Source organism: Shewanella yunxiaonensis (assembly GCF_018223345.1).
Classification (GTDB): domain Bacteria; phylum Pseudomonadota; class Gammaproteobacteria; order Enterobacterales; family Shewanellaceae; genus Shewanella; species Shewanella yunxiaonensis.
Genome location: NZ_CP073587.1, coordinates 1,117,934 through 1,143,910, shown reverse-complemented (window position 1 = coordinate 1,143,910; position 25,977 = coordinate 1,117,934). Strand labels below are relative to the sequence as shown.

Genomic DNA, 25,977 nt, shown 5'->3' with positions numbered 1-25,977 from the left:
ATACCAATGTCTGACGAAGCCAAAGCGCCACCAAAGCAAGCTGTCGCGTTAAGTTATGACGGTAAGTCTGCTCCTACAATTACGGCGAAGGGACGAGACTTGCTGGCAGAAGAGATTATTGCTGTCGCCAAAGAAGCCGGCGTTTATATCCACCAGGACGAACATCTCAGCAACTTTCTGCAGATGTTAGAATTAGGCGAGACCATTCCGAAAGAGTTGTATTTGTTAATCGCGGAATTAATCGCGTTTGTCTATATGCTTGATGGGAAATTTCCCGATCAATGGGATAATGTGCATAAAAAAATTACCGAGCAAGTATAGTACAAAGGAGGCTAAAGCCTCCTTTTTTGCACTCGGTTAGTGTTTACTATGCATGCGGATCAATAACTCAGCTTCTGCTTTAGGTAGTTCACATTCCCGCATTAACTCATCAACACCCGCGCCCAACTGCACCATTTTTATCGCGCGACTGTATAACTTAGCTTGCGGCTCTTGCTGCATCGACTCATCCAATTTTACGTCTTGCTCCACAAGCTTACGCTCCAACGACAACAACCGGCGTCCTACACCGATAGTGCCACTGCGCAGTTCCTGGAGTTCTCTTTTTAACGCTTCCCGTTGCCGATCGCCTTCTTTTACCAACACGGTCAACGCGTCGACTTTGTTTCGCAACCGGTTGCCCTGCTTTTGCAAAAACAACACCAGACCGAGACAGGCAACAATGTACACCAGCGCTGCGATCATAAAACCATCGCCTATCATCGGTGATCACTCCTTACGACTAACGGCAATACGGTGAATATCCCTCAATGCAACATTACAGCTGGGCGAGCTCAGCCCATTCTTCATCTGACAGCAATTTATCCAAATCCACTAGAATAAGCAGTTCATCACCGCGGTTACTGACGCCCTGAATGAACTTAGCGCTTTCTTCGGTACCAACATTCGGCGCGTTATCAATTTCAGAGCGACGCAGATAAACCACTTCGGCAACGCTGTCTACCAGAATACCGATAACCTGCTTTTCTGCTTCAATAATCACAATACGAGTGGAATCATCTACCTCTGCAGCAGCAAGGCCAAAACGACTGCGGGTGTCAATGACTGTCACCACATTGCCACGTAAGTTAATGATCCCCAGCACATAATGCGGCGCACCAGGCACTGGGGCAATTTCGGTATAGCGTAACACTTCCTGGACCTGCATCACGTTGATGCCATAGGTCTCATTGTCTAACTTGAAAGTGACCCACTGCAGTACTGCATCGTCTTTACCTGCAGCTACAGCAGCGACATTTCTTGATTCTGTCATATTTACCTCAGTTTATTGGATCCTGACATCCCAATCCGGCATTGAGCATTTCAACAAGTGCCCGCACATGCAAAATGCCACACATTTGTTCCTTAACCACCCCGGCTAACCAGGGGCGTTTCCCCGCTTTCCCACGCCAATTGACCTGGGACTTATCAATTTTGACGGCATTAACCAGCGATTCGCAGGCCAATCCCCAATTGCTATCTTCTAACACTACAAGATATTGATAATTTATGGATTGTGCCAGCTTATCATCATATTTTTCCGGCATAACCCACGCACCGGTGTCCACAATATTCAATTGAGAGTCACGATAACTCTGCACACCTTTAAACCAACGGGGTCTGCCGATGATATGGTTTATATGTTCCACCGGTACAATTCCCCCCAAACTGAGCAACGGAACCGCCAACGTCAGGCCTGCCACATTAAAAAATAACACCTGAAATTCATCATCGAGCAGCTGCTCCAACGGCACGATATTTTTCGGTGGTTCGCTACCCGTTTGAGGCTCTGTAGTAATAGAGGCTTGAGGCTGAATATCTGTAACGACTGCTGTTTTAATTTCAAGTCGCTGACTTTCTTGAACAGTTTCTACAGGAGATAATGCTGAAACATCCACAACATGGGAACTAACTTCAGCCGTTGTGACTTGAGCCAGCAGTTGCTGCAATGCTTGCTTATCCAGTGACGATTTTGTCTCTAGCCGGGTATCGACGGCTGCAGTTCTCTCTGGCACCACAGCGGCGGCTTTAATGGTCGCTGTCGCAACGTTATTTTCCGCAGGAACAACCTCAGCCGCCGCAGGTTCACGCAACAGTACACTAAAATAGTCAAAAACAGTTTCATCAACCGATTTTGGCATGTGCAAATGCTCCCTTCAGCAGAAAATCCAACAATCGTTCATAAGCATGAACACCTCGTGAGTGCGGTGCATAGTGGCTGGCTGGCAGATGTGCCAGGCTGGCATCTCTGAATTTTGTATCCACGGGAATAACATCCAACCACAAGCGCTCACCATAAGTATCACCAAGATACTGTAACGCCACTGGAGATGCCTTTGTTCGCTTGTCATACATAGTGGGAACGACTGAATAGCTGTAGCGAGTATTTTTGGAGCGCCCCATCAATTCCATAGTCTTAATCATGCGCTCCAGGCCTTTGATTGCCAGAAATTCTGTTTGTACCGGCACAATGATATGCTGGCTAGCCGCTAACGCATTCACCATTAATACGCCAAGCACCGGGGGGCAATCCACCAACGCGACATCATAATCAGATTCGAGTAAATTCAGCAGATTGCGCAGGACTAAGCCCATCCCTTCATGATGCCCCAGCGCCCGGTCGAGTGTTGCCAATGCCATCGTCGCAGGCAACAGATCTAAACCATCGACAGAAGTGGGCACGATATGTTGTTTGACCAGATCGCGAGACAAACGGTCATGAGCAACAAACACATCATAGAGCGAAGCGGGGACTTCTTCAGAATCAATGCCAAGATAATATCCCAGCGATGCGTGAGGGTCGGTGTCAATCATCAACACCCGTTTGCCACGTTTCACCAGCACACCGGCAAGGCTCACCACCGAGGTCGTTTTGCCTACGCCACCTTTCTGATTCGCAATGGTCCAGACTCTCACATTTGACCCCTCTTTTGCCTTACACCTGTGTTTTTAGCCGGAGGTTACTGATCTTTCACATCACGGGTGGTCACGCGGATCCCGCCATGCGGCAAACGTATTACTTTAACGCCATCTTTTAACTGTTCAACTATTACCGGTGAATTCAGTGATGTCGGCACAGTTGGTGCTGACCGAATATCGTTATGTCGCTCAGCAGGGCTCCGCTGAGTCGGCGCCTTTGTTTGTTCAGGCTTGGAGTCCGAAGCTGATGGCTGCTGTTTGGCATTATCCAAAGACTGCTGCAACGACATTTTGCCCTCTTGCACCGGCTTAACCACATCCAGCAAAGATGCCATCTGTTCAGGGTGTTTAACCATCCAATCTGCAATTTTTTCTGCTTGCGCATCAGGAACCATCAGCACTACCTGCGAATCCTGAAGCTGCTTAACTTCTTGCTGCAACGCTAAATTCTTTCGATGTGATTGCCAACTAAAAGCGGCTAATACCAAAACTGCCAACGACAGCAGAAATATCCCGAGCAGATATCCTGTCTGCCTGTCAGCAGTTTTAGCCACGACCGGATTCCCGCAAAATCGCTTCTGCCATATTATCAAGCGGGATGGAATGGCTAGAAATACCGGCGACAGTCACGGCCTGAGGCATACCATATACCACACAAGAAGCTTCATCTTGTGCCCAGATGGTAGCACCAGCACTTTTTAATAACCGCGCGCCTTCGCGACCATCCGCGCCCATTCCCGTCAATATTACACTCAACACATCGCCCCCAAACGCCTTAGCTGCTGAAGCAAAGGTGATATCCACGGAGGGTTTGTAATTCATATCGGGTGTGCCAGCAACGACCTTGATCCGCCCACTGACACCGGCCCGTTCGACCATCATTTGCATGCCACCTGGCGCCAAATACGCACATCCCGGACGCATAGCATCACCATTAGTCGCTTCTTTGACCTCAATCTGACATAAGCTGTTGAGTCGAGCAGCGAATGCTGGAGTAAAAGCCGCGGGCATGTGTTGGATCAGCACAATAGGGTGAGGATAATCCGCGGGGAAACGCGTTAAAATCCGTTGTAACGCGACCGGACCGCCAGTAGAGGTACCGATCAGTAACAACTTATACGGCTTACCACTGGCACGCGTTGGCACTGCAGCACGCCCCACATTGCGTTCAGCCGGCCGGGGAGCCTCGACTGGTGATTGCGTGCTCGATAACCCGCTACTGAAGGTGCTTCGTGCCGGTGTAACCGATCGGGAAACCGGCCGAAAGACCCGGCGACGTCCTAATGCGCGTACACGCTGTTGTAACAGCTGCACCGCAGCTTCTTTATTGGTCGCAATATCTTCAAATCGCTTAGGCAGGAAATCCAGCGCCCCCGCATCCAGAGCATCCAATGTTGCTTTAGCGCCCTCATGGGTTAACGATGAAAACATCAGAATCGGCGTCGGAGTATTTTCCATAATTTTACGCACAGCGGTAATCCCGTCCATCACAGGCATTTCGATATCCATGGTGATGACATTGGGTTTTAATTCTGCGGTCATCCGCACCGCTTCCAGACCATTGGCTGCCATCCCGACAACTTCAAGCTCTGGGTCTTGATTCACGATCTCACTTACTCGCCGACGAAAAAAACCAGAATCGTCGACGATTAGCACTTTAATAGCCATTCAAATCCTTAAATACGATTCAGCGTCTGGAGCGGGAAGCGTAATGCTTTAGCAATCCCGGTACGTCCAGGATCAGCGCAATTCCTCCATCAGACGTAATGGTGGCACCGGCCATCCCTGGAGTTCCATGCAACAGGGCACCCAATGGCTTGATCACCACTTCTTCCTGACCAATTAATGCATCAACGACAAAGCCGACATGCTTTAACCCCAACTGCACAATGACTACATGCCCCAGGCGCTTTTCACCTGATTTAATACTCCGGGGATGACGATTAAGCCATTGTTCCAGATAAAAAAGTGGTATTGCTTTGTCTCTGACAATCACGGTCAACTGGCCATCCACCACATTGGTTTTACCCAGATCTAGATGGAAGATTTCATTCACGCTGGACAAAGGTAGCGCAAACACTTGCTTTGCCACCTCGACCATCAACGTTGGCATAATCGCCAAAGTCAACGGCACTTTAATTTCAAGGCGAGTACCCTTGCCTTTCTCTGAATCAATATGCACGGAGCCGTTAAGCTGCGTAATGCGGGTTTTCACCACATCCATGCCCACGCCACGCCCAGAGATATCAGAAATTTCGGTTTTTGTGGAAAATCCGGGGGCGAAGATCAGGTTATAGGCATCCTGATTAGACATTCTGGCGGCAGTATCTTCATCCAGCACACCACGCTTGATGGCAATTGCCTTCAGCTTTTCCGGATCCATACCCGCACCATCATCCTCAATTTTCAAGAGGATGTGGTCGCCTTCCTGACTCGCTGCCAGGGTAATGATCCCCGTACGAGACTTGCCACAGGCTTCGCGCACGTCCGGCATCTCAATTCCATGGTCTACAGAGTTACGGACCAGGTGTACTAACGGATCTGCCAGAGCTTCTACTAAGTTTTTATCCAGGTCGGTTTCTTCACCCACCATGCGTAATTCAATATCTTTGTTGAGGCTACGCGCCAGGTCGCGTACAACTCGCGGAAAGCGCCCGAACACCTTTTTAATTGGCTGCATTCGGGTTTTCATTACGGCACCTTGCAGATCTGATGTCACCAGATCCAGGTTTGCCAGCGCTTTACTCATATCCTCATCTTCACGAGAAACGCCAAGACTCACCAGTCGATTACGAACCAGTACCAGCTCACCCACCATATTCATAATCTGGTCTAGTCGCGCGGTATCTACACGTACAGTGGTTTCCGCTTGCGGCGCACTATTACCAGGATGGCTGGCAACTGCTTTGCTGGTTGCAACTTCTTTGGCGGGAACTGGAGCTTTAGTTTCCGTGGGGACGGTTTTAGCAGCAGATACGATGGTTTCAGCCGCTTTGGGTGTTACAGGTGCTTTAGCTGCCGCGGCCACTGATGTTTTTTCAGCAGCGGCTTCTAGTCCTGGAGCCTTACCCTTGCCATGCAGTTGATCTAACAACGCTTCAAATTCATCTTCAGATATCTCATCTGAATCCACCTGATGGCCGCTGGTTTCGACCGCGACTGGCTTGGCTTCAGGATTATTGGAGAATTTGCCTTTGCCATGTAGCTCATCTAATAAGGCTTCAAATTCATCATCTGTAATATCATCAGCGGTTTGGGGGGATGCGGGGGTGACCTTAACTGGTGTTACCGCGGTAGATGGCCCCTTGCCCTGACCATGCAAGGCATCCAGTAACGCTTCAAATTCAGTTTCATCGATATCGTCAATGCTGCCGCTGTCAGCAGCAGGCTTTGGTGCGGAAGCAGAGGGTGTTTCCACCGGAGAAACTGACGCCAACATCTCGTCAAATAATGCATCAGCGCTGTCAGCAGCTTCTGTCTCGGCCATATCAGCGATGGCAGTTTCGTTAGCGACGTCGACAGCTGCACCTGCCCCAGATTCAGAGGGTAATGGTGCGCCGGAACTCAACAGTTTGAGACTGGCCAGCAGCTGCGGATCTGCGGGTTGTTGCTCTTCTCCTGCTTGAGTCTGACCAAACATCACATTGATGGCATCCAGCGCTTGCAGGATGATATCCATTAATTCTGCGCTGACACTGCGTTTGCCGGTACGCAATAAATCAAAGGTATTTTCAGCTTCGTGGCAGACATCCACCATAGGGGCTAGTCCCAAAAAGCCGGCACCGCCCTTTACGGTATGAAAGCCACGAAAGATTGCGTTCAATAAGTCGGTGTCATCTGGATTATTCTCCAGCTGAACTAACTGCTCCTGAAGCAATTCCAAAATCTCTCCGGCTTCGATTAAAAAATCCTGCAGGATCTCTTCATCAACATCAAAGGCCATCAATATGACTCCTCATCAGAACCCAAGACTTGAGAGCAAATCGTCCACTTCATCTTGGCCTGCCACCACATCCTGTCGGCTACTGGCATTATGAATAGGGCCTTCAGCATCGATATTATTTTCTCTGACGCTGGTAAGGCTCTCATTGGGCTGCGCCCCAAACATGGTCAACAATGACACTAAATTACTTTCGACTTCTTTTACTAAATCAATCACACGGCGGATCATCTGCCCAGTGAGATCCTGGAAATCCTGCGCTAACAAAATCTGGTTCAGCAATTCATGTAAGCGGCTTGAGTCTGCTTCGGTTTGCGCCATGAAATGCTGTACGTCATGGCAAAGCGTTTTAAACTCTTCAAGGGAAAGATTTCTGCGCATCAGTCTGTCCCAGGAAGGTTTGATATTGGTCAAGCTGACACTGAGCGCATCGGAAAGTGGCAGGCACTCTTCTACGGCATCCATCGTTTTGTTGGCCGCCTGTTCCGTCATATCGATGACAAAACTCAAACGCTCCTTCGCATCAGGGATATCGTTATTGGTCAGCTCCACCAAACGACTATCAATCGGAAATTCATTTAACGAATTGTGTAACTGTCGGGTCAGTTTACCGACTTCGGCAAACAGTTCCTGTTGGATAGGCTGGCATAACTCACGAACGACTTCATCCGCTTGTTGTTGTTGTCCGGCCGATAGCAGTTCGACTAAATGCTGAGCTTGTTCTAGCGTAATGAGCGCGTTTTTTTCAGCCATCATAGCTCCCCCGAAATCAACCGAGTCGTTCAAAAATTTTGTCCAACTTCTCTTTCAGGGTTGCCGCAGTAAATGGTTTAACGACATAGCCGTTGACCCCTGCTTGAGCGGCGGCGATGATCTGTTCGCGTTTGGCTTCAGCAGTTACCATTAACACCGGAATATTTTTCAGATTTTCGTCAGCTCGAATCGCTCTTAACAGGTCAATGCCCTGCATCCCCGGCATATTCCAATCGGTGACGACAAAGTCGAAATCACCTTTCTGCAGCATTGGTAGCGCAGTTGACCCATCATCGGCTTCTTGGGTGTTGTTAAACCCAAGATCCCGCAACAGGTTTTTGATAATTCTTCTCATCGTTGAAAAATCATCAACAATAAGAATTTTCATGTTTTTATCCAAAGTTTCCTCCGCAGAGCTGAATTTTAAAAACCGCTCAAAAACTGCTTAATTCTGTGTCCAATGCCTGAGCTTAGCTTTGAGTCGTAGCATTGCCTGACTGTGGATCTGACTGACTCTAGACTCACTAACATCCAAAATAGCGCCAATTTCTTTCAAATTGAGTGCTTCATCATAATAAAGCGACAGAACAAGCGCATCTCTTTCCGGCAGAAGTTTGATCGCCTCGGCCAAAGCGTCACGAAACTGATTATTTGCCAGCATCTCATAGGTGTCATCTGCCGCCATTTCATCGGCGAAAAAAGCATCAGGTGCACCACCAAGATCTTCAATTCCTATGATTTTACCGCAAGATACGTCACTTAGAATGTGATGATATTCATCAAGTGGCATTTCCAGTCGTTCCGCAATCTCGACATCGCGAGCATCGCGCCCCAACTCCTGTTCCAGTTCATCAATGACTTGAGCAATGCGCCGTTGATTGCGATGCACCGACCGTGGTAGCCAATCACCGCGACGAATCTCGTCAATCATCGCGCCTCGAATACGGATCCCAGCAAAAGTCTCAAACTTGGCGCCTTTACTACCATCAAACTTTGCGGCGGCTTCCAGCAACCCCATCATGCCAGCTTGCAGGAGGTCATCCAGTTGGACAGAAGCCGGTAAGCGTGCCAGTAAATGATGCGCAATCCGTTTCACCAGCGGCGCATACTGGTTAACGATTGAGCTTTTATCGTCAAAACCGGCATACGCTGCGGCCATTTTATTCACTGGTACCTTCCTCCTGATATTCAGGTTTTTGTACCAAACGTTCGACAAAGAATTCGAGATGACCGCCGGGTTGTTGCGGTATCGGCCAGCTAATCACTTTATTGGCTAAGCCATGATAAGCGATACTGGCTGGGGACTTGGGAAAGGCTTCCACAATAAGTTTCTGCTTACGAACCGACTTGCGTAAGTTTTCATCAAAGGGAATCGTCGCGACCAACTCCAGCGCAACGTCCAGAAAGCGGTCGGTGACTTTACTGAGTTTGGCAAAAAGTTCCATCCCTTCTCGCAAACTGCGCACCATATTCGCCACAATTTTAAAACGGAAAACGCCATGCTCGCGGCTAAGAATTTTAATCAGCGCATAGGCGTCAGTAATTGATGTCGGTTCGTCACAAACCACCACCAGTACATCTTGTGAGGCCCGGGAAAAACTCAGCACCATGTCGGAAATGCCAGCAGCAGTATCCACAATGAGTACATCAAACTGAGTTTTCATTTCGCTGAAGGCACGAATCAACCCGGCATGTTGCGCCGGGCTCAACTCTACCATGGCCTGAGTACCTGAAGTAGCGGGAATAATCCCAATACCTTTAGGACCACGCACTATAATGTCATCGAGTTCAGCTTCACCGGACAACACATGGGAAAGATTGCGTTCGGCTCTGAGACCCAGCATCACATCGACGTTAGCCAGCCCCAAATCCGCATCCAGCACCATTACTCGCTTGCCCTTTTCTGCGAGCGCCACGGCAGTATTAATTGCAACGCTGGTTTTACCAACGCCACCTTTGCCACCGGTAACGGCAATTACTTTTACTTTATCGTTTTGTTGTTGATTTATCATTCGTAAACCACTCGCTTGATCCCGGGTCATAGCTTTACTCAAATGCATAGGTCATTTCGGGTGACCTGGATTCAGGGTTAAAATCTGTCGCTTCTGTCCGGTTTAAAACAGCCAGAGCCTGCTTCGCCAATCCTAACGTATCAGCGACTTGCATATCTTCCGGCACTCTTTGTCCATCAGTGGTATAACTCAACGATAAACCACTTTGGATTAACACACTTAACGCCGCCCCCAAGGACACCGATTCATCCAGCTTAGTTAATATAGCGCCAGCCAGCGGAATCCGCTTGAATTGGCTGATAGCTTCTTGCAACACCCGCCGTTGTCCAGTAGATGGCAGCACTAAAAAGCTGCGGATAGGCAAGCGGCTGTTGGCAGTTAGACTGTCAAGTTGCTGACACAACCGCATATCCCGCTGCCCCATACCAGCTGTATCAATCAATACCAGTTTACGATTGCGGAATTGATAAACAATCTGCTCCAACTCATTGAGATCTTGGGCTTGCTTTACCGGACATCCCATTATCTTGCCATAAGTTGCCAATTGCTCAAAGGCTCCGATTCGATAATGATCGGTGGTGATTAACACCACGGAATCTGGACCGTGATGCGCAATAAATCTTGCGGCAATTTTCGCCAAAGTGGTGGTTTTACCGACACCGGTAGGACCCACCAAGGCTACAATGCCCCCTTGACGTACAATATCATCACCTTGGTTACTCAGCAGATTAGCAAGTGACTGTGGCAACGCTTTTACCAGATCAGCCGGAGAATAATGCTGTGATAATGACGCTAATTTATTAGCAACCTGAGGGGCGAATTCCGCTTCCAGCAGCCGCCGCTCAAGCATTGCGCCCACTGGATCATGGCGATTCTTATAATCCATCATTAACTCGTTCACCTGATGAGTCAGCAGATTGCGTAAAGAGGACAGCTCCTGACGCATGGCTTCCAGCTCCTGCTGTTGTTTGACATTGTTATTTTTGCTACTGAGTGTAGACGCTGCACCAATATCCGGCTGATTTTGCTTTGGCTTACTGCTGGCATCATTTGCTAGGCCGCGTGCCCAGGCGGGTAATTCATCCTCTTTACCTGGTTGCGGTTGTTTCGCTAATTGCTGATTCAGTCGGTTGTGTTGTCTTTCCAGTAATGCCTGTAACGAGTCTGCGGCGGGTGCAGTTTTAGCTTTGCTTTCGGTACGTATATGTCCCAAAGACACTTTATCTTCACTGAGATCGCTAAATACTGGTGCCGGTGCCACAGTTGGCTGCGGCTCGTCGTAGTCAACTGCCGCCACAATCTCAATGCCGCCAGTGACTTTCTTGTTAGACATAATGACCGCATCCGCCCCAAGGGTGTCTTTTACCTGTGCCAGCGCAGCACGCATATCTTTGGCAAAAAATCTTTTTATTTTCACTCTTCGTTACTCCTACTGGCCTACAGCGGAAACAATACGGATCTGCTTTTCATCAGGCACTTCCTGATATGAGATCACCCGTAAGTTCGGGATAGTGTGCTTGACGAATCGTGACAAAGTGGCGCGCAGCATACCCGATGTCAGCAAAATAGCGGGTTGTCCCACCATCTCCTGTTTCTGTGCTGCACTGGCAAGGGATTTTTGCATCCGCTCTGCCAACCCGGGTTCGATATTCGGCCCCTCACCGCCTGTCGCTTGCATAGACTGATGCAACATCTGTTCCAGCTCAGGCGCCAAAGTAATGACAGGGATTTCTGCTTCCGGACCGGCTATTTCTTGTACAATCATGCGTTTAAGCGCAATACGCACCGCAGCCGTTAACACTTCGGTATCGTTGCTCTTCGGTCCATATTCCAGCAAGGTCTGGACGATAGTGCGCAGATCGCGCACCGAAACACCTTCATTCAACAGGTTCTGCATCACCTTAACAACGTTACCCAGCGACATAACGTCAGGCACAAAACCATCCACCAGTTTCGGCGCACGTTTGGCCAGCATATCCAGCAGCTGTTGTACTTCTTCGTAACCAAGTAGCTTGGCCGCATTATTTGTAAGCAACTGACTTAAATGGGTAGCGATAACAGTTGAAGTATCCACCACGGTATAGCCAAGCGTCTGCGCATGTTCACGTAATTCAGGCGCAATCCACACCGCATCAAGGCCAAACGCCGGATCTTTGGTTTCTACACCATCGAGTTTGCCAAACACCTGGCCAGGATTGATTGCCAGTTCACAATCATGGCGTACTTCGGCCTCACCGCAAGCTACCCCCATCAGTGAGATACGATAGGCGCTAGGTGACAGATCTAAATTATCGCGAATGTGCACAGCAGGAACCAGGAATCCCAGTTCCTGCGATAACTTTTTGCGTACGCCTTTAATACGACTGAGAAGTTCACCGCCCTGCCCTTTATCAACCAACGGGATCAGACGATAACCCACTTCTAAGCCGATGGTGTCTACGGGGCGAACATCATCCCAACTAAGTTCTTTGGGTTCATTAAGATTTTTTTCGGTCGGACCTTTTTTGGCCAGGTCCAACGCCTGTTGTTTATTCTTTTCGTTACGTTTAAAAATGAAATAAGCGCCGGTAGAGGCCAACAACGCAAAGGAAAGAAATGCCAGATGTGGCATGCCAGGCACAATGCCCATAACGAACAGCACGGCGGCAGCGATCATCAGTGACTTAGGATTGTCGAACATCTGCTGAACGACTTGTTGCCCCATATCGCCAGACTCATTCTGCCGTGTCACCATTAAGGCCGCAGCGATAGACAATAAAAGGCCTGGGATCTGTGCCACTAAACCATCACCAATGGTCAGCAAGGTATAAATTTCAACCGCCTGCGAGAAACTCAAACCATGTTGCACGATCCCGATGATAAAACCGCCCACGATGTTAATGCAGAGTATTAGAATACCGGCGATAGCATCGCCTTTGACAAATTTAGAGGCACCATCCATAGACCCGTAGAAATCGGCTTCACTGGTTACTTCCGCACGGCGCAGACGGGCTTGATCCTGATTGATAATGCCTGCGTTAAGGTCGGCATCAATCGCCATCTGCTTGCCAGGCATCGCATCCAAGGTAAAGCGGGCACTGACTTCAGAGATGCGGCCAGCGCCTTTAGTAACAACGGCAAAGTTGATGATAATGAGGATCAGAAAGACCACCAGACCTACGGCATAATTGCCACCAATCACCACAGTTCCGAAGGCTTCAATCACCTTACCGGCCGCCTCCGGACCGTTGTGACCTTCCAGCAACACGACTCGGGTAGAGGCAACGTTCAGCGCCAAACGTAGCAAAGTGGCGACCAGTAACACGGTGGGAAATGCGGCAAAATCCAGCGGCCGACTGGTGTACACCGCCACCAACAACACCACCAATGCGAGTGCAATGTTGAATGAAAACAGAATATCCAGCAGAAACGCCGGCATCGGAAGCACAATCATCGCCAGCACGGCGAGCACCAGTAGCGGAGTACCAATCCCTTTAAAGGTGGCAGGTTTAACCTGGCGCAGTTGCCCGAATGTCGCTCTTACATCCATCTTTCAGCCTGAGTTTTGACACTTTAGTCCCATTAGGCAAAATTCAGGCCAATCACCGTTTAATATTGGCGGAATTCTTCAGGTATTGGCTGGTTAAGTGGCAACGGTGTAGGTTTCCGACCACGGCCTTTCTGGTACTGTCGTAACTGATAAACATAGGCCAGCACTTGAGCAACAGCGGTAAACAAACCTTCAGGAATTTGCTGCTCCAGTTTTGTAGTATGGTAAATCGCGCGAGCAAGTAATGGTGCGGCGACAATGGGCACATTATATTCCCGGGCAATTTCTCGGATTTTAAAGGCGATTTCGTCAGTCCCTTTTGCAACCAGATACGGCGCCGGAGACTTTTTCGCATCGTATTTGAGTGCGACCGCAAAATGCTCCGGGTTAACCACAATCACATCCGCTTTGGGCACCTCAGACATCATCCGTCGTTGTGCCATCTCCCGCTGCAACTGACGAATACGTCCCTTCACTTCAGGCTTACCCTCTGTGTCTTTGTATTCGTCTTTCACTTCCTGCTTGGTCATCCGTAACTGCTTATTGTGATTCCATAGCTGATATGGCACATCGATAACCACGATCAGAAGGGTCGATGCACTCAGCAAAATAAAAATCCAAATCAGCAACTTAAGCCCATGCGCAACATTTCCCGGCAGATTATCATGTGACAGGCCTAAGATTTCCGGGAAATAATATGTGAGTAACAGATAAGCCGCTATGGCGACCACTGAAAACTTTGCAATCCCTTTGGTGAGTTCAACTAAGGCTTGGATACCAAACATACGTTTAAGACCCGTCATCGGGTTCATTTTGCTGCCTTTCGGCATGATGGCTTCTGAGGAGATAGTGATGCCGCCAAGCACTATGTTACCAACGAAAGCGATCACCCCGAGCATGGCAATAAAGCCCAATATCGGCCAGCCAAGATCACTGATGACAGTTTGCCACACAGTAAACATACTGTTGGTGTCGAAGATCTGACTATGATCCATCGTGTAAATATCGGTCATCGCCGACTTAAGACTGCGGGCGATATCGGGTCCCAGCACTAACAGGCCAATGCCTGAAGCCAACAACACTGCCGAAGTACCTAACTCGCGAGAACGTGCAACCTGACCTTTTTCGCGCGCCTGCTCTAAGCGCCTCGACGTCGCCTGTTCGGTCTTTTCCTGGCCGTCCTGATTTTCAGCCATCAGAACCCTCCGTCGACTTTACATTGCAGTTGCGCAATATCGCACAGCAGCACCTGCGCCGCGTGCCACACATCATCAAAATGTGCCATTACCGGGCCGAGCGTTAGCCACAAAATGAGCAGACCACCGATCATAGTGACCGGAAACCCGATAGAGAAAATATTCAGTTGTGGCGACGCGCGGGTCATCACGCCGAAGGTCAGGTTGATGGTTAGCAACGCTACAATCGCGGACATTGACATCGTCAATGCCGCACCAAACATGTAACTGCCCCATTCAGCCAATTCACGATAGCTGGCGATGTTGATCCCCTGCGTGGATACCGGAATGGTATTAAAGCTGGCAACCAACATGCGGATCAGCACCAGATGCCCATCGACACTGAGAAAAATCAAGGTCGTCAGTACCAGAAAGAAGTTACCGACGACTGGCGTCTGTTGCCCGGATGCAGGATCTACCATCGAGGCAAAGCCCAAACTGGTTTGCATACCGATGATCTGCCCGGTCAGCACAAAGGTCTGCATCAGCAACAAAGTGACAAACCCCATCGCAGAGCCAATCAGCAACTGCTGAATTGTCACAAACACCGATTGCAGGGATAACAGTTCTATTTTGGGCATGGCGGGTAACACTGGTGCCACTGCCACGGTGATGGCTATCGCCATCAACAATCGCACCCGTGTCGGCGTAGTACTGGCACCAAATATCGCCATAACCATCAACATGCTGGCAATACGAAACAGCGGCCAAAGATAAGCCGCCAGCACCTGTTGAAGAGAATCGAACAGGATCTCCATGGGTTATCCCACCACTTGCGGGATCCGCTGTACCATTTCCATGAAGAAATCCATTAACGTCTGTACCAGCCAATGACCGAGAAACATTAATGCAAACAAAGTGGTTAACAGGCGTGGCAGAAAACTCAGTGTCTGCTCGTTGATGGAAGTTGCGGCCTGAAATACCGACACTATCAAACCAATAATCAAACTGGGGACAATCACGGCAGACACAATGATAACGATTACCGACAGCGCTTCACGTAGGACGTCGACAAAAGCTTCCGGTGTCATAGGTTGCCTCCCTATTGTCCAAAACTGTTGGCGAGTGTGCCCATGACCAGCGTCCAGCCATCCACCAACACAAACAGCATGATCTTAAATGGCAACGATACAATCATTGGCGATAACATCATCATCCCCATCGCCATCAAGATACTGGCGACGACCAAATCGAGCACCAGAAACGGGATAAACAACATAAAGCCAATCTGAAATGCCGTCTTTAATTCACTGGTAATAAATGCCGGGATCACCACCGTAATCGGGGTATCTTCCGGCTTCTGGATATCTTTATATCCGGCAATTTCAATAAATGAGTTGAGGTCAGTATTGCGTGTCTGCGCCAGCATAAACTTTTTGAGTGGACCTTCACCGACTTTCACCGCCTGTTGCAACGTCATGGTATCGTTCATGTAAGGCTGCACGGCTTCGTCATAAATCTTGTCAAACACCGGAGACATAATGAAGAAGGTCATAAACAGGCTAATACCAATAAGCACTTGATTAGAAGGTGTTTGTTGCAGTCCCAATGCCTGTCTCAGGATCGCCAGTACCACGATAATCCGGGTAAAAGAGGTCAGCATGATGATCATCGCTGGCAGGAAGCTCAGCGCCGTCATCAACAACAAGATCTGCATGGTTACCGAATACTCGGTACCGCCATTGGGCCCGGTAGTCACGGTCACTGCCGGAAATAACGCATCCTGAGCCTGAGCAACAGATGGCACGAAAAACGCGACTAAAATCGCTATCAACAATGACCATCTCATTGCTGATCCTGCCTAGACAGTTTCAGTCGGTTAGCGAAGCTGTTAGCTTCCACGGTGACTGGATTTTGCAATTTATCGAGCAGCGTAATTTGACTGGAAGTCACGCCCAACAGATATTGCTGACCATCAAGCTCTGCCAGTACCAGGCGCTCTTTTGGGCCTACCGGCGTTTGTGCCAGCGTCTTGATGACCCCGTGGGTGCCACTTACCAGATTCAGACGTTTAAGCAGATAAGCCAGTGCAAAAATGATCAGCAAGACTAATAACAAGCCGCCAAACATCCCGGCAAAGGCACTGATATCCAGAGTCCCTTTACTGGTAACGGCCTGTGCAGCATCAGCAGTGGTGGCAAGTGTTTGACTCATAGTTGACTCACTTGAGTTTCTTAATTCGTTCAGTCTGACTGATCACATCAGTCAAGCGAATACCGAACTTATCGTTAACCACAACAACTTCACCATGGGCTACCAGCGTACCGTTAACCATCACGTCCAGAGGTTCCCCGGCGACACGATCCAGTTCAACCACCGAGCCCTGGTTAAGCTGCAATAGGTTACGAATACTGATAAAGCTGCGCCCCACTTCCATCGATATGGTTACCGGAATATCCAGAATGGTGTCCAGCTTGGGATCATCCACATTTGCGGCTGTCGCCGTGCTTTTCAGTTCATCCAGCTCCACGGTTTGGGCTTCTTGTTCGGCTTGTTCTGCCATTGCTGCTGCCCAATCGTCCATCTCATCGTTACTCATGCGTATTGCACCTTATATTTCTGAGAGATCTTTTGACTTATTTTTATGCGTCACTAATTGCAACTCGGTCTTAACTGTCTCTGGTCGTGGAATTTTGGTTGCGATCTGCAATGCTAGGTTATCTTGTACTTTCCCCAGTTTACAGCGATAGGTTGGCAAATCTTCAATCCGCATCACCAGATATTCCGGTAAATCTATCGGAATGACATCGCCCGCTTTAAATTGCATCACATCGCGTAGAGACAGCTCTTTTTGCACCACAGTTGCATCAAACCCGACTTTCACATCCATGATTTCATCTTTAAGCGCTTGAGACCAACGCATGTCGGTATCCTGCTTATCACTTTGTACGCCAGCATCCAGCAATTCACGGATCGGCTCAATCATGGAATATGGCATGGTGATATGAAAATCACCGCCGCCACCGTCAACTTCAATGTGGAACGAATTCACCACCACCACTTCGGTCGGGCTGACAATATTGGCCATGGCCGGGTTGACTTCGGAATCCAGAAAATCGAATTCCACATCCATCACCGGAGCCCAGGCATCTTTGTAATCTTCAAAGATAATTTTCATCAGTAGTTGAATGATGCGGCGTTCTGTCGGTGTAAATTCACGGCCTTCAATTTTGGCATGAAAACGCCCATCGCCACCGAAGAAGTTATCCACCAAAATAAACACCAGTCTCGCTTCCATGGTGATCAGCGCCGTGCCTTTCAACGGATTAAACCGCACCATGTTCAGACTGGTAGGCACAAACAAGGTATGCACATATTCGCCGAATTTCAGCATCTGCACGCCATTGATCGACACTTCTGCAGAGCGGCGCATCATGTTGAACATACTGATACGCATGTGTCGCGCAAAACGTTCATTCACAATTTCCAGCGTTGGCATGCGCCCACGAACGATACGATCTTGAGAGGAAAAATCGTAACTTTTCGCCTCAAAGCCAGATTCTTCGGCTTCGTCCTCATCGATATCATCAACGCCATGTAACAGCGCGTCAATCTCGTCCTGGCTTAATAAGTCGCTCACGATATCGCCTCTATCCTGTTCAATCCTAGGCTATTGCATCACAAAACCGGTAAACAGCACTTTTTCCACCAGTTTGCGTCCGGTGACCGGTTGCAAGGTGTTTTGCACATTCAACAGTGCCAGTTGCCGTAATTCATCTTTTCCGGCCTGAGTGCTGAGTTTGTCAACACTGGCACCACTGAAGGTCGTCAGCAGCGCATCTTCCACCAGCGGAATATGTTTTTTCAACACAGTGTCGTCATCACTTCCGCGGACCATCAGCTGTACTTTTATCTCAACCACACGGGTCTGATTATTGCCCGGCAAGTTAAACAGAAATGGTCTTGGCATCGCTACATAAAAAGCTTCCCTGGTAGTGTCTTTTTGCTCGGTCTTTACCGCTTCAGCAGCCGGTGCGACTTCCTTCTTTTCACCACCTAAAAATAACCACAGCACTACCGCAATGACAATTAACACCAGCAGACCTATGCCGCCGAAAATTAGCAATTTACTTTTGCTCTTGCTTTTGCCTTTTTCATCTGTATTTTCCTGCAATTGCAGTTCATCTTGCTCAGCCATGAAATCTTCCTGTTATTCCACCAATAACGTTTCTGCCGTCATAGGTTACCTGCTCAGGCATAATAATCTATAGCGGATGTCGAAGTTAACGTCGGTTCCGTCGAACTAGTGAGTTCTTCGCCGGAAATTTCGCCAGAGGTGACCGCGACATCACCACGGCTATTGGCATTTCCTTGAGCATGACTTTGTTGCCCACCACCTTGAGATACCTGCCCATCAGCCAACTGCATACCTTGTTGCTGTAATAGATCGCGTAAACGCGGCATGGATTGTTCCAACAAGTCTTTGGTGTGTGTCTGTGTCACATGAAACTGTACCTGGGTATGCTCACCTTGTACTTGCACTTTTACAGTCATGGCCCCGAGTTCAGGAGGATCTAAGCGGATCTCAGCATGATGTACGCCATTATTAACCATGGTCAGCAACTGCTGTTTCATCGCGGGAGCAAAACGCTGGATCAGCTCCTGTGTATTTGGTTGCAGTTGTTCTCCCGCTGCCCGCAACGATAACTGGTATTGGGCCATCTCATTGCGATTTATTGCACCGGCATTATTCAACGGCGAGGGTGCCTGGATCGATTTCAGCTCCAGCGGACTCGTTTCTTGAACCACTTTATCGTTGGCGGATTGAGCCATAACCGCTTTTTCGCTGAAATTAGCCGCGGCATTTTCCAAAGCAGCTTTAACACTGTCGCTAAACTTATCCAGAGAACTGTCTTGCTGGCTTGCACTTAACTGTGACAAATCCGTTGTTGACGCTGAACTCTTTTGTGTTGATCGCATTGCGTTTATTAATGGCAATTCAACGGCAAGCGGTTTGTTGGCCTTACCTGGATTTTCTTGGGTTTGCTGCTGCTCTTTATCGGCAGCCAGTAACTGTGCTAACAACTGCTGTAACTGCCCAGACGGTGATGTTGGCGTCGTGGTCGCGGCAGTGGCTTGCAGAGATTTGGCATCATCGCCAGTATTTGACGCTTGAGCTGGAGTTACCGCAGATGGCTGCAACGCTACGAACAAGGCAGCCAAGGCTTCAGCGAGAGACGTATCGTCGTCACCTGTCGTTGACGCTTTTTTGTCATCAGCGGCTTTATCGTCAGTTGCGGATGTCAGCAAATTTACGTCTGAGTCTGGATTCTTTGCCGCGCCCTTCGCACTCCCCTCAAGTAATGTGTTAGCGGCATTTTCAGTGGTGTTGTCTGCTTGCTGCAGCTGTTGCAGCAATGCTTGCAACGTTGATGCTGCTGGCTGATGACCTTGGCTATCCGTCTGATTACCCGCTTGCTGTAACAAGGCCGCGAGCGCTGCCATCAATTTTGCGAATGAATCTGCGACCGTTTCACTGTCATCAGTGACAGCAGTGGGGTTAGTCACCGAATCCGCAGTATCACCAGTCTGATTGGCGGCCTTGAGGTTTTGGGTCATCATTGCAGCTAATTGCTGCAACAATTGTTTGGGATCTTTGCTATCGGCTAATTGTTGCAACTGTTGCTGGTCCAGCCCAGCTAATTCTGCCAATTTTGTCACCGCCTTTTGTAATTTGGCATCAGGCGGCAACTTTTTGCCCATTGAGATCTGTCCCAGCACTGTCGCGACTTGGTCGTCTGCGCCAGCATCATTGCCAGTCACCTCATTAGCATTATCAGTAACAGCTTTCGTGTCAGTTTTCAGTTGGCCAGTAGGACTTTGATCTGAGCCCTGCAGTTTGGATTGAGCTTGCTGAAGTGCGTCAAAAAAACCAGCATTATCATTGAGTTTTGCCGCGTCTGACACGGCAGTCCCTTTAGCACTCTGGGTTCCCAATATAACGTTGTTGGCGAGCTGTTGCATGCTGTCCTCCAGCAGGGGGCAGAACACTCTTTGGAGTGCGAGATTACTGCGACCCGAAATTTGGCAAAGTCTATTGATATAGCGATGAGAAAGCAAAAACCAGGCCAGCTATTAGATGGCGATTTATATCCCGTTGGTCAGCTTTCTGCGTAAAAATTGTTGAGCGGCAAATTCGTCGATCAGCTTTTGCTCTTGTTTGTCGGCACGTTGTTGTCTTTGCAACGCTTTTTTCTCTAGTAACATTTCCACGGCTTTCCGCTTTTGTTGTTTTTCCATCCAGTGTTGTTGGCGATGCTGCTTCTGCCGGTCAGCCTCAGCCACCACCGCCAGTTGCTGCTTAATCGCTTCATCTACCTGCCGCACAAATCGATGAAATTGTTGATAGTAATCGGCGCGAATTGGCTGTCCCTGTTGTGCGGCAAGTTGCCGCATATAATCGAGGCGATAGTCACGTAATGCTTGCAATTGATTAAGCCGTTTCTGATGTTCAAACTGCGCGGCTTTGAGTTTCAAGGCAGCTTGTTCTTCCGCATCTTTGGCTAATTTCAATACCGTAAATAACGGATCCTTAGTTGCCATCTTTTTATCCTACACCCGGCACTGCGCGGCCAACTGTCCCAACATCTTTTCACTGTCGGAAAAACTTACCGATTCATGCATCCTTTGCCGTAAAAATGCATTGGTCGCCGGCTGCAAGCGAATAGCATTATCAATACGAGGATCACTACCCTGCGCATAAGCCCCAATAGAGATTAGATCACGATTTTGCTGATACAGGGAATACATCTGTTTAACGCGGCGCATCGACTCCAGGTGCTCAGCCGAGATCACCATCGGCGCAACACGACTGATGGAGGCTTCAATATCAATCGCAGGATAGTGCCCGGAATCAGCCAAGGTACGTGACAACACTATGTGACCATCAAGAATGGCACGGGAAGCGTCAGCAATGGGATCTTGCTGATCATCGCCTTCCGTCAATACCGTATAGAATGCCGTGATTGATCCCTGCTTGTCGCTGCCATTCCCTGCACGCTCAACCAGGCGTGGCAATCGTGCAAATACTGACGGCGGATACCCTTTGGTTGCGGGAGGCTCCCCCACCGCTAACGCAATTTCACGCTGCGCCTGAGCGTAACGGGTCAGACTATCCATTAGTAGCAACACGTCATAGCCTAAATCGCGAAAATACTCGGCAATGCGGGTAGAGGTTTCACATGCCCGTAACCGCATCAACGGCGAAGTATCCGCTGGCGCAGCAATCACTACCGAACGCGCTCGACCCTCGTGACCGAGGATCTCTTCAATGAACTCTTTTACTTCGCGACCACGCTCTCCCACCAGACCAACCACAATAATGTCGGCAGTGGTGCCGCGAGTCATCATCCCCAGCAACACACTTTTACCGACACCGGAGCCGGCAAACAACCCCATTCGTTGGCCTTTTCCCACGGTTAGCATGGCATTGATCGCACGAACGCCGACATCTAAAGGTTCAGTAATGGCGCGACGTGCCAACGGATTAATCGGTTCACTGTGCCGCGTGGCTTTTTCCTGGCTGCTAATAGGCCCCAAACCATCCAAGGGTTGACCATTACCGTCCAGTACCCGGCCTAAAAGCTTCATGCCGACGTTAAGTCCGGTTTGTTCACCTAACGGCATAACTCGGGCACCCGGCACCACACCGCGCAACTCTTCAACAGGCATCAGATATAGCAGTTCATCGTCAAACCCCACCACCTCGGCAACCAAGGCCCCAGCGCTGGTGTCAATTGCGCAGAGACTGCCCACCGGCGCCCGGCAACCTGTCGCCTCCAGCGTTAATCCGACAACGCGCACTAATTGCCCGCAGGCAACCGCCTGGTAAGGGCCAATATGTTGCTTGAGCTGGCTAAGCTCGTTAAGCAGATGGTGTCTGCGATGTTCCATCAACCTCTCCTGCACCATGAGCGATATCCGTTGATGGGGCGTCAGCTTGGGTGTTTGTGGCTTTGGCTTGCAATTGCTGTGTCTGTTGCTGTTCTTCTCTGGCTAACAGCTGCTGACGATGCCAAACCTCAGCAAACACTTGCTGTAACCGCGTCTCCAGGCGCATATCCACTTGTGAACGTTGACAGCTGACAAGACAGTCACCGGCGCTTAATCCGGGATCTTTCTCCAATTGCCAATGGTTCCGAGCTAGCTGTTCCGCACCATACAGTGATTCAACCAATGCCATATCGTCAGGGTGCAATCTGATAACCACTTTTTGTTCTTTGATCGGCAGCGCGTCGATGCCCTGGCGCATCGCGGCCAGAATATGTTCGGGATGGGTTGCCAGTTCGTGTGCGATAACGCTACGGCTCAACTGTTCAGTCAGCGTCAGCAATGATTGTTCTATCTGCAGGTCCAACAGCGCCAACGGTGCGTTGAATTGTGCGAGCAACTGCTCGAAACGCGTTAACAGTGTCTGCGCTTGTTGTAAGCCTTCCGCTTTTCCTTGCTCAAGTCCTTGCGCAAAACCTTCGGCATGACCTTGCTCCAGGCCTTGTAGTCGTCCTTGTTCCAACCCTTCATTAAAACCAGCAGTTTTGCCTTCTGCAAAACCTTCCTGCTCGGCATCTGCCCGAATGGCTTCAATTTCAGCCATGGTTGGCGGTGCTACGGGTTTATCAACCTTAGCCGCCCGATATTCCGGAGCTTTACGGCCAAAGAGATTACTCTCCGTTTTCGGGGGTAACGATGCTCCGACATCCGGTAAAGGCCACGCGTCAAAATCCGTGACAGTTTCTGGCGGGATAATATTTTTTGATGGTATATGATCAGCCATAGGGCAGCCCCTTACAGGAACTCTTCGCTACCGCCACCGCCGAGCATAATTTCGCCGGCATCTGACAGGCGGCGGGCAATAGACAGGATCTCTTTCTGTGCCACTTCCACTTCACTGACCCTCACAGGGCCCATCGCTTCCAGATCATCACGCATCAATTCTGCAGCACGTTTTGACATGTTATTAAAGATCTTCTCGCGCAACTGATCATCGGTCCCCTTCAGCGCTTTCATCAATACATCCTGCTGAACTTCACGCAGCAAGGCTTGCATACCACGATCGTCGACATCGATAAGGTTTTCGAAGACAAACATCAGATCCTGGATCTGCTGTGCCATCTCTTCGTCAGATTCGCGCAGCGTTTCCATCAACTGACTTTCGACGGCGGTATCCAGGTAGTTCATGATATTGGCAGCCGCCTTGAGGCCACCCATCTTTGCGGCCTGTGCGCCGCCCTGACCAGCGAACTGTTTTTCCATGATATCGTTCAGTTCCTGCAACGCCGCCGGTTGAACTTCTTCGAGGTTAGCAATGCGCATCATCAGATCGAGGCGCGTATTTTCCGGGAACTGCGCAAAGATCTGCGCCGCCTGATCCGGTTCCAGATAGGACAGCACAATAGTTTGAATTTGCGGATGTTCATTCTGAATGATGCTGGCAACCTGACGTGCATCCATCCATTTCAGCGAATCCAGACCTTTAGCACCACTGCCCATCACAATCTGTTCAATCAGATTGCCGGCTTTATCTTCACCCAAGGCCGCGGTTAACGCTTTACGGATAAACTCCTGGCTATTGAAGCCGATAGAAGAATACTTCTGAATGTCGTCCAGGAATAACTTGTGCACTGCTGTCACGCGTTCCTGACCAAACTCCTGCATATTGGCCATCGCCATCCCCACTTTCTGTACCTGTTTGGGTTCCAGATGTTTAAGGATCGATGCCGCATCTGCTTCACTCAGGCTCAACAGCAATATCGCAGTTTTATCGACGCCACTGAGAGACTTCACATCAAAATTGCTAGGCACTCTGGCCTCTTCGTTATTTGCCATCGTCTTGTAACCAGTTTTTCACGACTTGAGTGGAGAGTTCAGGTTCATTTGCCACCAGCGCCCGGATGGCCTTAATCATATCATCATCTTTGTGCAGATCCGGGATTAAGATGGAACCATCTTCGGCGTAACTGTATTCAGCATCCGGCTTATGCAGCATTCCCAAAGTATCAGCTGCATACTGATCTTCAATGTCCGCTAGCTCATGGCCTATTTGAGGCTCATCCGGCATTTTTGAATCGTCAGCGAAAAGGAGTTTTTTCACCACGGGTTTCACCACGAATAACACCAGCATCAATATGGCTAACCCGCCTAACACCATTTTCATGGCGCGCCAAAACCACTCCTGTTCCCACAATGGCACTGGCGGTAACGGCTCCACTAACTGATCCATGAACGGAACCGTCACCACCTCAATAACATCACCGCGTTCACTGTTATAACCGATGGCGCCTTCCAGCAAACGCCGGATATTCGCCATTTCAGCTTCAGTACGCGGCACCCGAGTGGTGTTGCCGTTCGCATCGGCGGAACCGGATTTGAAGTCTATCGCCACCGAGACACTCACACGGCGGACATTCCCCACCTGCTGCTTGGTGTGGCTGATTGTGGTGTCGAGCTCATAGTTACGGGTCGCCTCGTTGTGACTGCTGCTGGATGTTGGCTTTTCAGTGCTGTCACCGGTGGCTTTTTGGGGAATATTTGAGGCCGCTGGCGGTTGATTGCTGAGCGCCCCAGGAACGCCGCCGTTAACGCCATTAACCGATTTGTTATCGACGGTCATTTCACTGCGCAGTGCCGGCAAATCCGGGTTGAAATGTTTGGCGGTCTGCTCAACCGCCGTAAAGTCCATATTCACATCGACCTGTGAGGTAAAGTTCTCCGGGCCGAGGATTGGGATCAAAATGGAATCGATTTTATTGCGATATTCCTGTTCTTTCTGCTGGATCAGGTCCAGCTCACGACGAGCGCGGGCGGATACCGCATCCTGACTGCCAGAATTCAATAGCCGACCACTGGCGTCAGTCACGGTGACTTTACTTGGGTCCATGCCATGAACCGCAGAGGCCACGATATCCACAATGGAATCAACTTCTTCCTGGCCCAAGCCACCTTTACGGGTGGTTACCACCACCGTGGCACTGGGTTCGGCACGGGTACGCGCAAATACGTTTTCCTTCGGCAGCGCCAGGATCACTTTGGCGCGACTGACACTGTTCAGCTCTTCAATGGCATGAGCCAGATTCATTTCCTGGCTGTGTTGCAGACGCGCCTGCTCCATCCGCTGACTAACACCAAAACCTGAGTCTTGGTTCAGAAAATCTTTGTCTTCATTGCTGGTAGAAACCCCGGAGCGACTGAGCAGCAATTTGACCTGTTGGTATTGATCTTCCGGGACTTTAATAACGTCGACATCAATCTTGTAAGGAATACGGTTTTTATCGAGGACATCCAGCACCTGAACCTGCTGATCGGTATCCATTTTGCCCAATGGTCGATACTCAGGCTCCTGGGCCCAGATCATGATAAATACCGCCAGCGCCAGGCAAATCGCCAGCGCCAGGATCATCGTGACCTGACGCAGCATATCGACACTGCCCAGCATCCCCATCACACCGGATTTATTTTCCTGCTGTGCACCGCTGCTGGTAGTAGGAAGAGAGGCGCTGTTTTCCGCTACTAATTCTGTACTCACGTTGGATTCCTGCTTTCGTGGCTAGCCGG

General features: G+C 49.6%; 28 protein-coding genes. 1 reads left to right on the top strand and 27 read right to left on the bottom strand.

What is annotated here, in order from left to right:
• Positions 1-6 precede the first annotated feature (6 nt).
• On the top strand, positions 7-321 hold the full coding sequence (locus tag KDN34_RS05375; protein WP_212595886.1) for an EscU/YscU/HrcU family type III secretion system export apparatus switch protein: 315 nt from the start codon (positions 7-9) through the stop codon (positions 319-321).
• A gap of 36 nt (positions 322-357) precedes the next feature.
• Here the strand turns inward: KDN34_RS05375 and KDN34_RS05370 are convergent, their stop codons facing one another.
• From KDN34_RS05370 to fliF, 27 genes are all read right to left on the bottom strand, one after another.
• The gene (locus KDN34_RS05370; RefSeq protein ID WP_212596534.1) at positions 358-759 is read right to left on the bottom strand and encodes a DUF2802 domain-containing protein; all 402 of its coding nucleotides are present in this window, start codon (positions 757-759) and stop codon (positions 358-360) included.
• A gap of 58 nt (positions 760-817) precedes the next feature.
• Positions 818-1,312, bottom strand: coding sequence for a chemotaxis protein CheW (locus KDN34_RS05365; protein WP_212595885.1), 495 nt, complete (start codon positions 1,310-1,312; stop codon positions 818-820).
• 7 nt (positions 1,313-1,319) lie between these two features.
• Positions 1,320-2,180 (bottom strand): chemotaxis protein CheW, encoded by an 861-nt coding sequence (locus KDN34_RS05360; protein WP_212595884.1) that lies wholly within the window; start codon positions 2,178-2,180, stop codon positions 1,320-1,322.
• Entirely contained in the window at positions 2,164-2,955 is a 792-nt protein-coding gene (locus KDN34_RS05355; RefSeq protein WP_212595883.1) for a ParA family protein, read from the bottom strand. Before KDN34_RS05355 ends, KDN34_RS05360 begins: the two co-directional genes overlap by 17 nt.
• A 44-nt stretch (positions 2,956-2,999) precedes the next feature.
• The gene (locus KDN34_RS05350; protein ID WP_212595882.1) at positions 3,000-3,512 is read right to left on the bottom strand and encodes a hypothetical protein; all 513 of its coding nucleotides are present in this window, start codon (positions 3,510-3,512) and stop codon (positions 3,000-3,002) included.
• Positions 3,505-4,626: a protein-glutamate methylesterase/protein-glutamine glutaminase gene (locus KDN34_RS05345; protein ID WP_212595881.1), complete on the bottom strand. Its 1,122-nt coding sequence runs from the start codon at positions 4,624-4,626 to the stop codon at positions 3,505-3,507. Before KDN34_RS05345 ends, KDN34_RS05350 begins: the two co-directional genes overlap by 8 nt.
• A gap of 19 nt (positions 4,627-4,645) precedes the next feature.
• Positions 4,646-6,901 (bottom strand): chemotaxis protein CheA, encoded by a 2,256-nt coding sequence (locus tag KDN34_RS05340; RefSeq protein ID WP_212595880.1) that lies wholly within the window; start codon positions 6,899-6,901, stop codon positions 4,646-4,648.
• A 15-nt stretch (positions 6,902-6,916) separates the two neighbouring features.
• A complete protein-coding gene (locus KDN34_RS05335) occupies positions 6,917-7,654 on the bottom strand; it encodes a protein phosphatase CheZ (RefSeq protein WP_212595879.1) in 738 nt (245 codons plus the stop codon).
• A gap of 13 nt (positions 7,655-7,667) precedes the next feature.
• On the bottom strand, positions 7,668-8,051 hold the full coding sequence (cheY, locus tag KDN34_RS05330; RefSeq protein ID WP_133038538.1) for a chemotaxis response regulator CheY: 384 nt from the start codon (positions 8,049-8,051) through the stop codon (positions 7,668-7,670).
• A 45-nt stretch (positions 8,052-8,096) separates the two neighbouring features.
• Entirely contained in the window at positions 8,097-8,819 is a 723-nt protein-coding gene (locus KDN34_RS05325; protein ID WP_212595878.1) for an RNA polymerase sigma factor FliA, read from the bottom strand.
• Complete coding sequence (locus KDN34_RS05320) at positions 8,812-9,693, bottom strand: MinD/ParA family protein (protein WP_212595877.1); 882 nt, start codon at positions 9,691-9,693, stop codon at positions 8,812-8,814. Before KDN34_RS05320 ends, KDN34_RS05325 begins: the two co-directional genes overlap by 8 nt.
• A 4-nt stretch (positions 9,694-9,697) precedes the next feature.
• Positions 9,698-11,080 carry a flagellar biosynthesis protein FlhF gene (flhF, locus tag KDN34_RS05315; RefSeq protein WP_212595876.1) on the bottom strand — a complete coding sequence of 461 codons (1,383 nt, stop codon included), beginning with the start codon at positions 11,078-11,080 and terminating at the stop codon, positions 9,698-9,700.
• Between the two features lie 12 nt (positions 11,081-11,092).
• Positions 11,093-13,192, bottom strand: a complete 2,100-nt coding sequence (gene flhA, locus KDN34_RS05310; protein WP_212595875.1) for a flagellar biosynthesis protein FlhA — start codon at positions 13,190-13,192, stop codon at positions 11,093-11,095.
• A 59-nt stretch (positions 13,193-13,251) separates the two neighbouring features.
• Positions 13,252-14,388 carry a flagellar biosynthesis protein FlhB gene (gene flhB / locus KDN34_RS05305; protein WP_212595874.1) on the bottom strand — a complete coding sequence of 379 codons (1,137 nt, stop codon included), beginning with the start codon at positions 14,386-14,388 and terminating at the stop codon, positions 13,252-13,254.
• Positions 14,388-15,185, bottom strand: a complete 798-nt coding sequence (gene fliR / locus KDN34_RS05300) for a flagellar biosynthetic protein FliR (protein ID WP_212595873.1) — start codon at positions 15,183-15,185, stop codon at positions 14,388-14,390. The genes flhB and fliR overlap by 1 nt, the downstream gene beginning before the upstream one ends.
• A gap of 3 nt (positions 15,186-15,188) precedes the next feature.
• Positions 15,189-15,458, bottom strand: coding sequence for a flagellar biosynthesis protein FliQ (gene fliQ, locus KDN34_RS05295; RefSeq protein WP_212595872.1), 270 nt, complete (start codon positions 15,456-15,458; stop codon positions 15,189-15,191).
• An 11-nt stretch (positions 15,459-15,469) separates the two neighbouring features.
• Positions 15,470-16,216 (bottom strand): flagellar type III secretion system pore protein FliP, encoded by a 747-nt coding sequence (gene fliP, locus KDN34_RS05290; RefSeq protein ID WP_212595871.1) that lies wholly within the window; start codon positions 16,214-16,216, stop codon positions 15,470-15,472.
• A complete protein-coding gene (gene fliO / locus KDN34_RS05285) occupies positions 16,213-16,581 on the bottom strand; it encodes a flagellar biosynthetic protein FliO (protein WP_212595870.1) in 369 nt (122 codons plus the stop codon). The genes fliP and fliO overlap by 4 nt, the downstream gene beginning before the upstream one ends.
• A gap of 7 nt (positions 16,582-16,588) precedes the next feature.
• On the bottom strand, positions 16,589-16,966 hold the full coding sequence (gene fliN / locus KDN34_RS05280) for a flagellar motor switch protein FliN (protein WP_212595869.1): 378 nt from the start codon (positions 16,964-16,966) through the stop codon (positions 16,589-16,591).
• Between the two features lie 12 nt (positions 16,967-16,978).
• A complete protein-coding gene (gene fliM, locus KDN34_RS05275; protein WP_212595868.1) occupies positions 16,979-18,007 on the bottom strand; it encodes a flagellar motor switch protein FliM in 1,029 nt (342 codons plus the stop codon).
• Positions 18,008-18,037: 30 nt separating this feature from the next.
• A complete protein-coding gene (gene fliL / locus KDN34_RS05270) occupies positions 18,038-18,565 on the bottom strand; it encodes a flagellar basal body-associated protein FliL (RefSeq protein WP_212595867.1) in 528 nt (175 codons plus the stop codon).
• A 53-nt stretch (positions 18,566-18,618) separates the two neighbouring features.
• Positions 18,619-20,391: a flagellar hook-length control protein FliK gene (locus tag KDN34_RS05265; RefSeq protein ID WP_228730428.1), complete on the bottom strand. Its 1,773-nt coding sequence runs from the start codon at positions 20,389-20,391 to the stop codon at positions 18,619-18,621.
• A 123-nt stretch (positions 20,392-20,514) separates the two neighbouring features.
• On the bottom strand, positions 20,515-20,970 hold the full coding sequence (gene fliJ, locus KDN34_RS05260; protein ID WP_212595866.1) for a flagellar export protein FliJ: 456 nt from the start codon (positions 20,968-20,970) through the stop codon (positions 20,515-20,517).
• A 9-nt stretch (positions 20,971-20,979) separates the two neighbouring features.
• Complete coding sequence (fliI, locus tag KDN34_RS05255) at positions 20,980-22,320, bottom strand: flagellar protein export ATPase FliI (protein ID WP_212595865.1); 1,341 nt, start codon at positions 22,318-22,320, stop codon at positions 20,980-20,982.
• The gene (gene fliH / locus KDN34_RS05250; RefSeq protein ID WP_212595864.1) at positions 22,292-23,200 is read right to left on the bottom strand and encodes a flagellar assembly protein FliH; all 909 of its coding nucleotides are present in this window, start codon (positions 23,198-23,200) and stop codon (positions 22,292-22,294) included. Before fliH ends, fliI begins: the two co-directional genes overlap by 29 nt.
• Positions 23,201-23,211: 11 nt before the next feature.
• Positions 23,212-24,252, bottom strand: coding sequence for a flagellar motor switch protein FliG (gene fliG, locus KDN34_RS05245; protein ID WP_212595863.1), 1,041 nt, complete (start codon positions 24,250-24,252; stop codon positions 23,212-23,214).
• Positions 24,242-25,948, bottom strand: a complete 1,707-nt coding sequence (gene fliF / locus KDN34_RS05240) for a flagellar basal-body MS-ring/collar protein FliF (RefSeq protein ID WP_212595862.1) — start codon at positions 25,946-25,948, stop codon at positions 24,242-24,244. Before fliF ends, fliG begins: the two co-directional genes overlap by 11 nt.
• Positions 25,949-25,977: the final 29 nt, after the last annotated feature.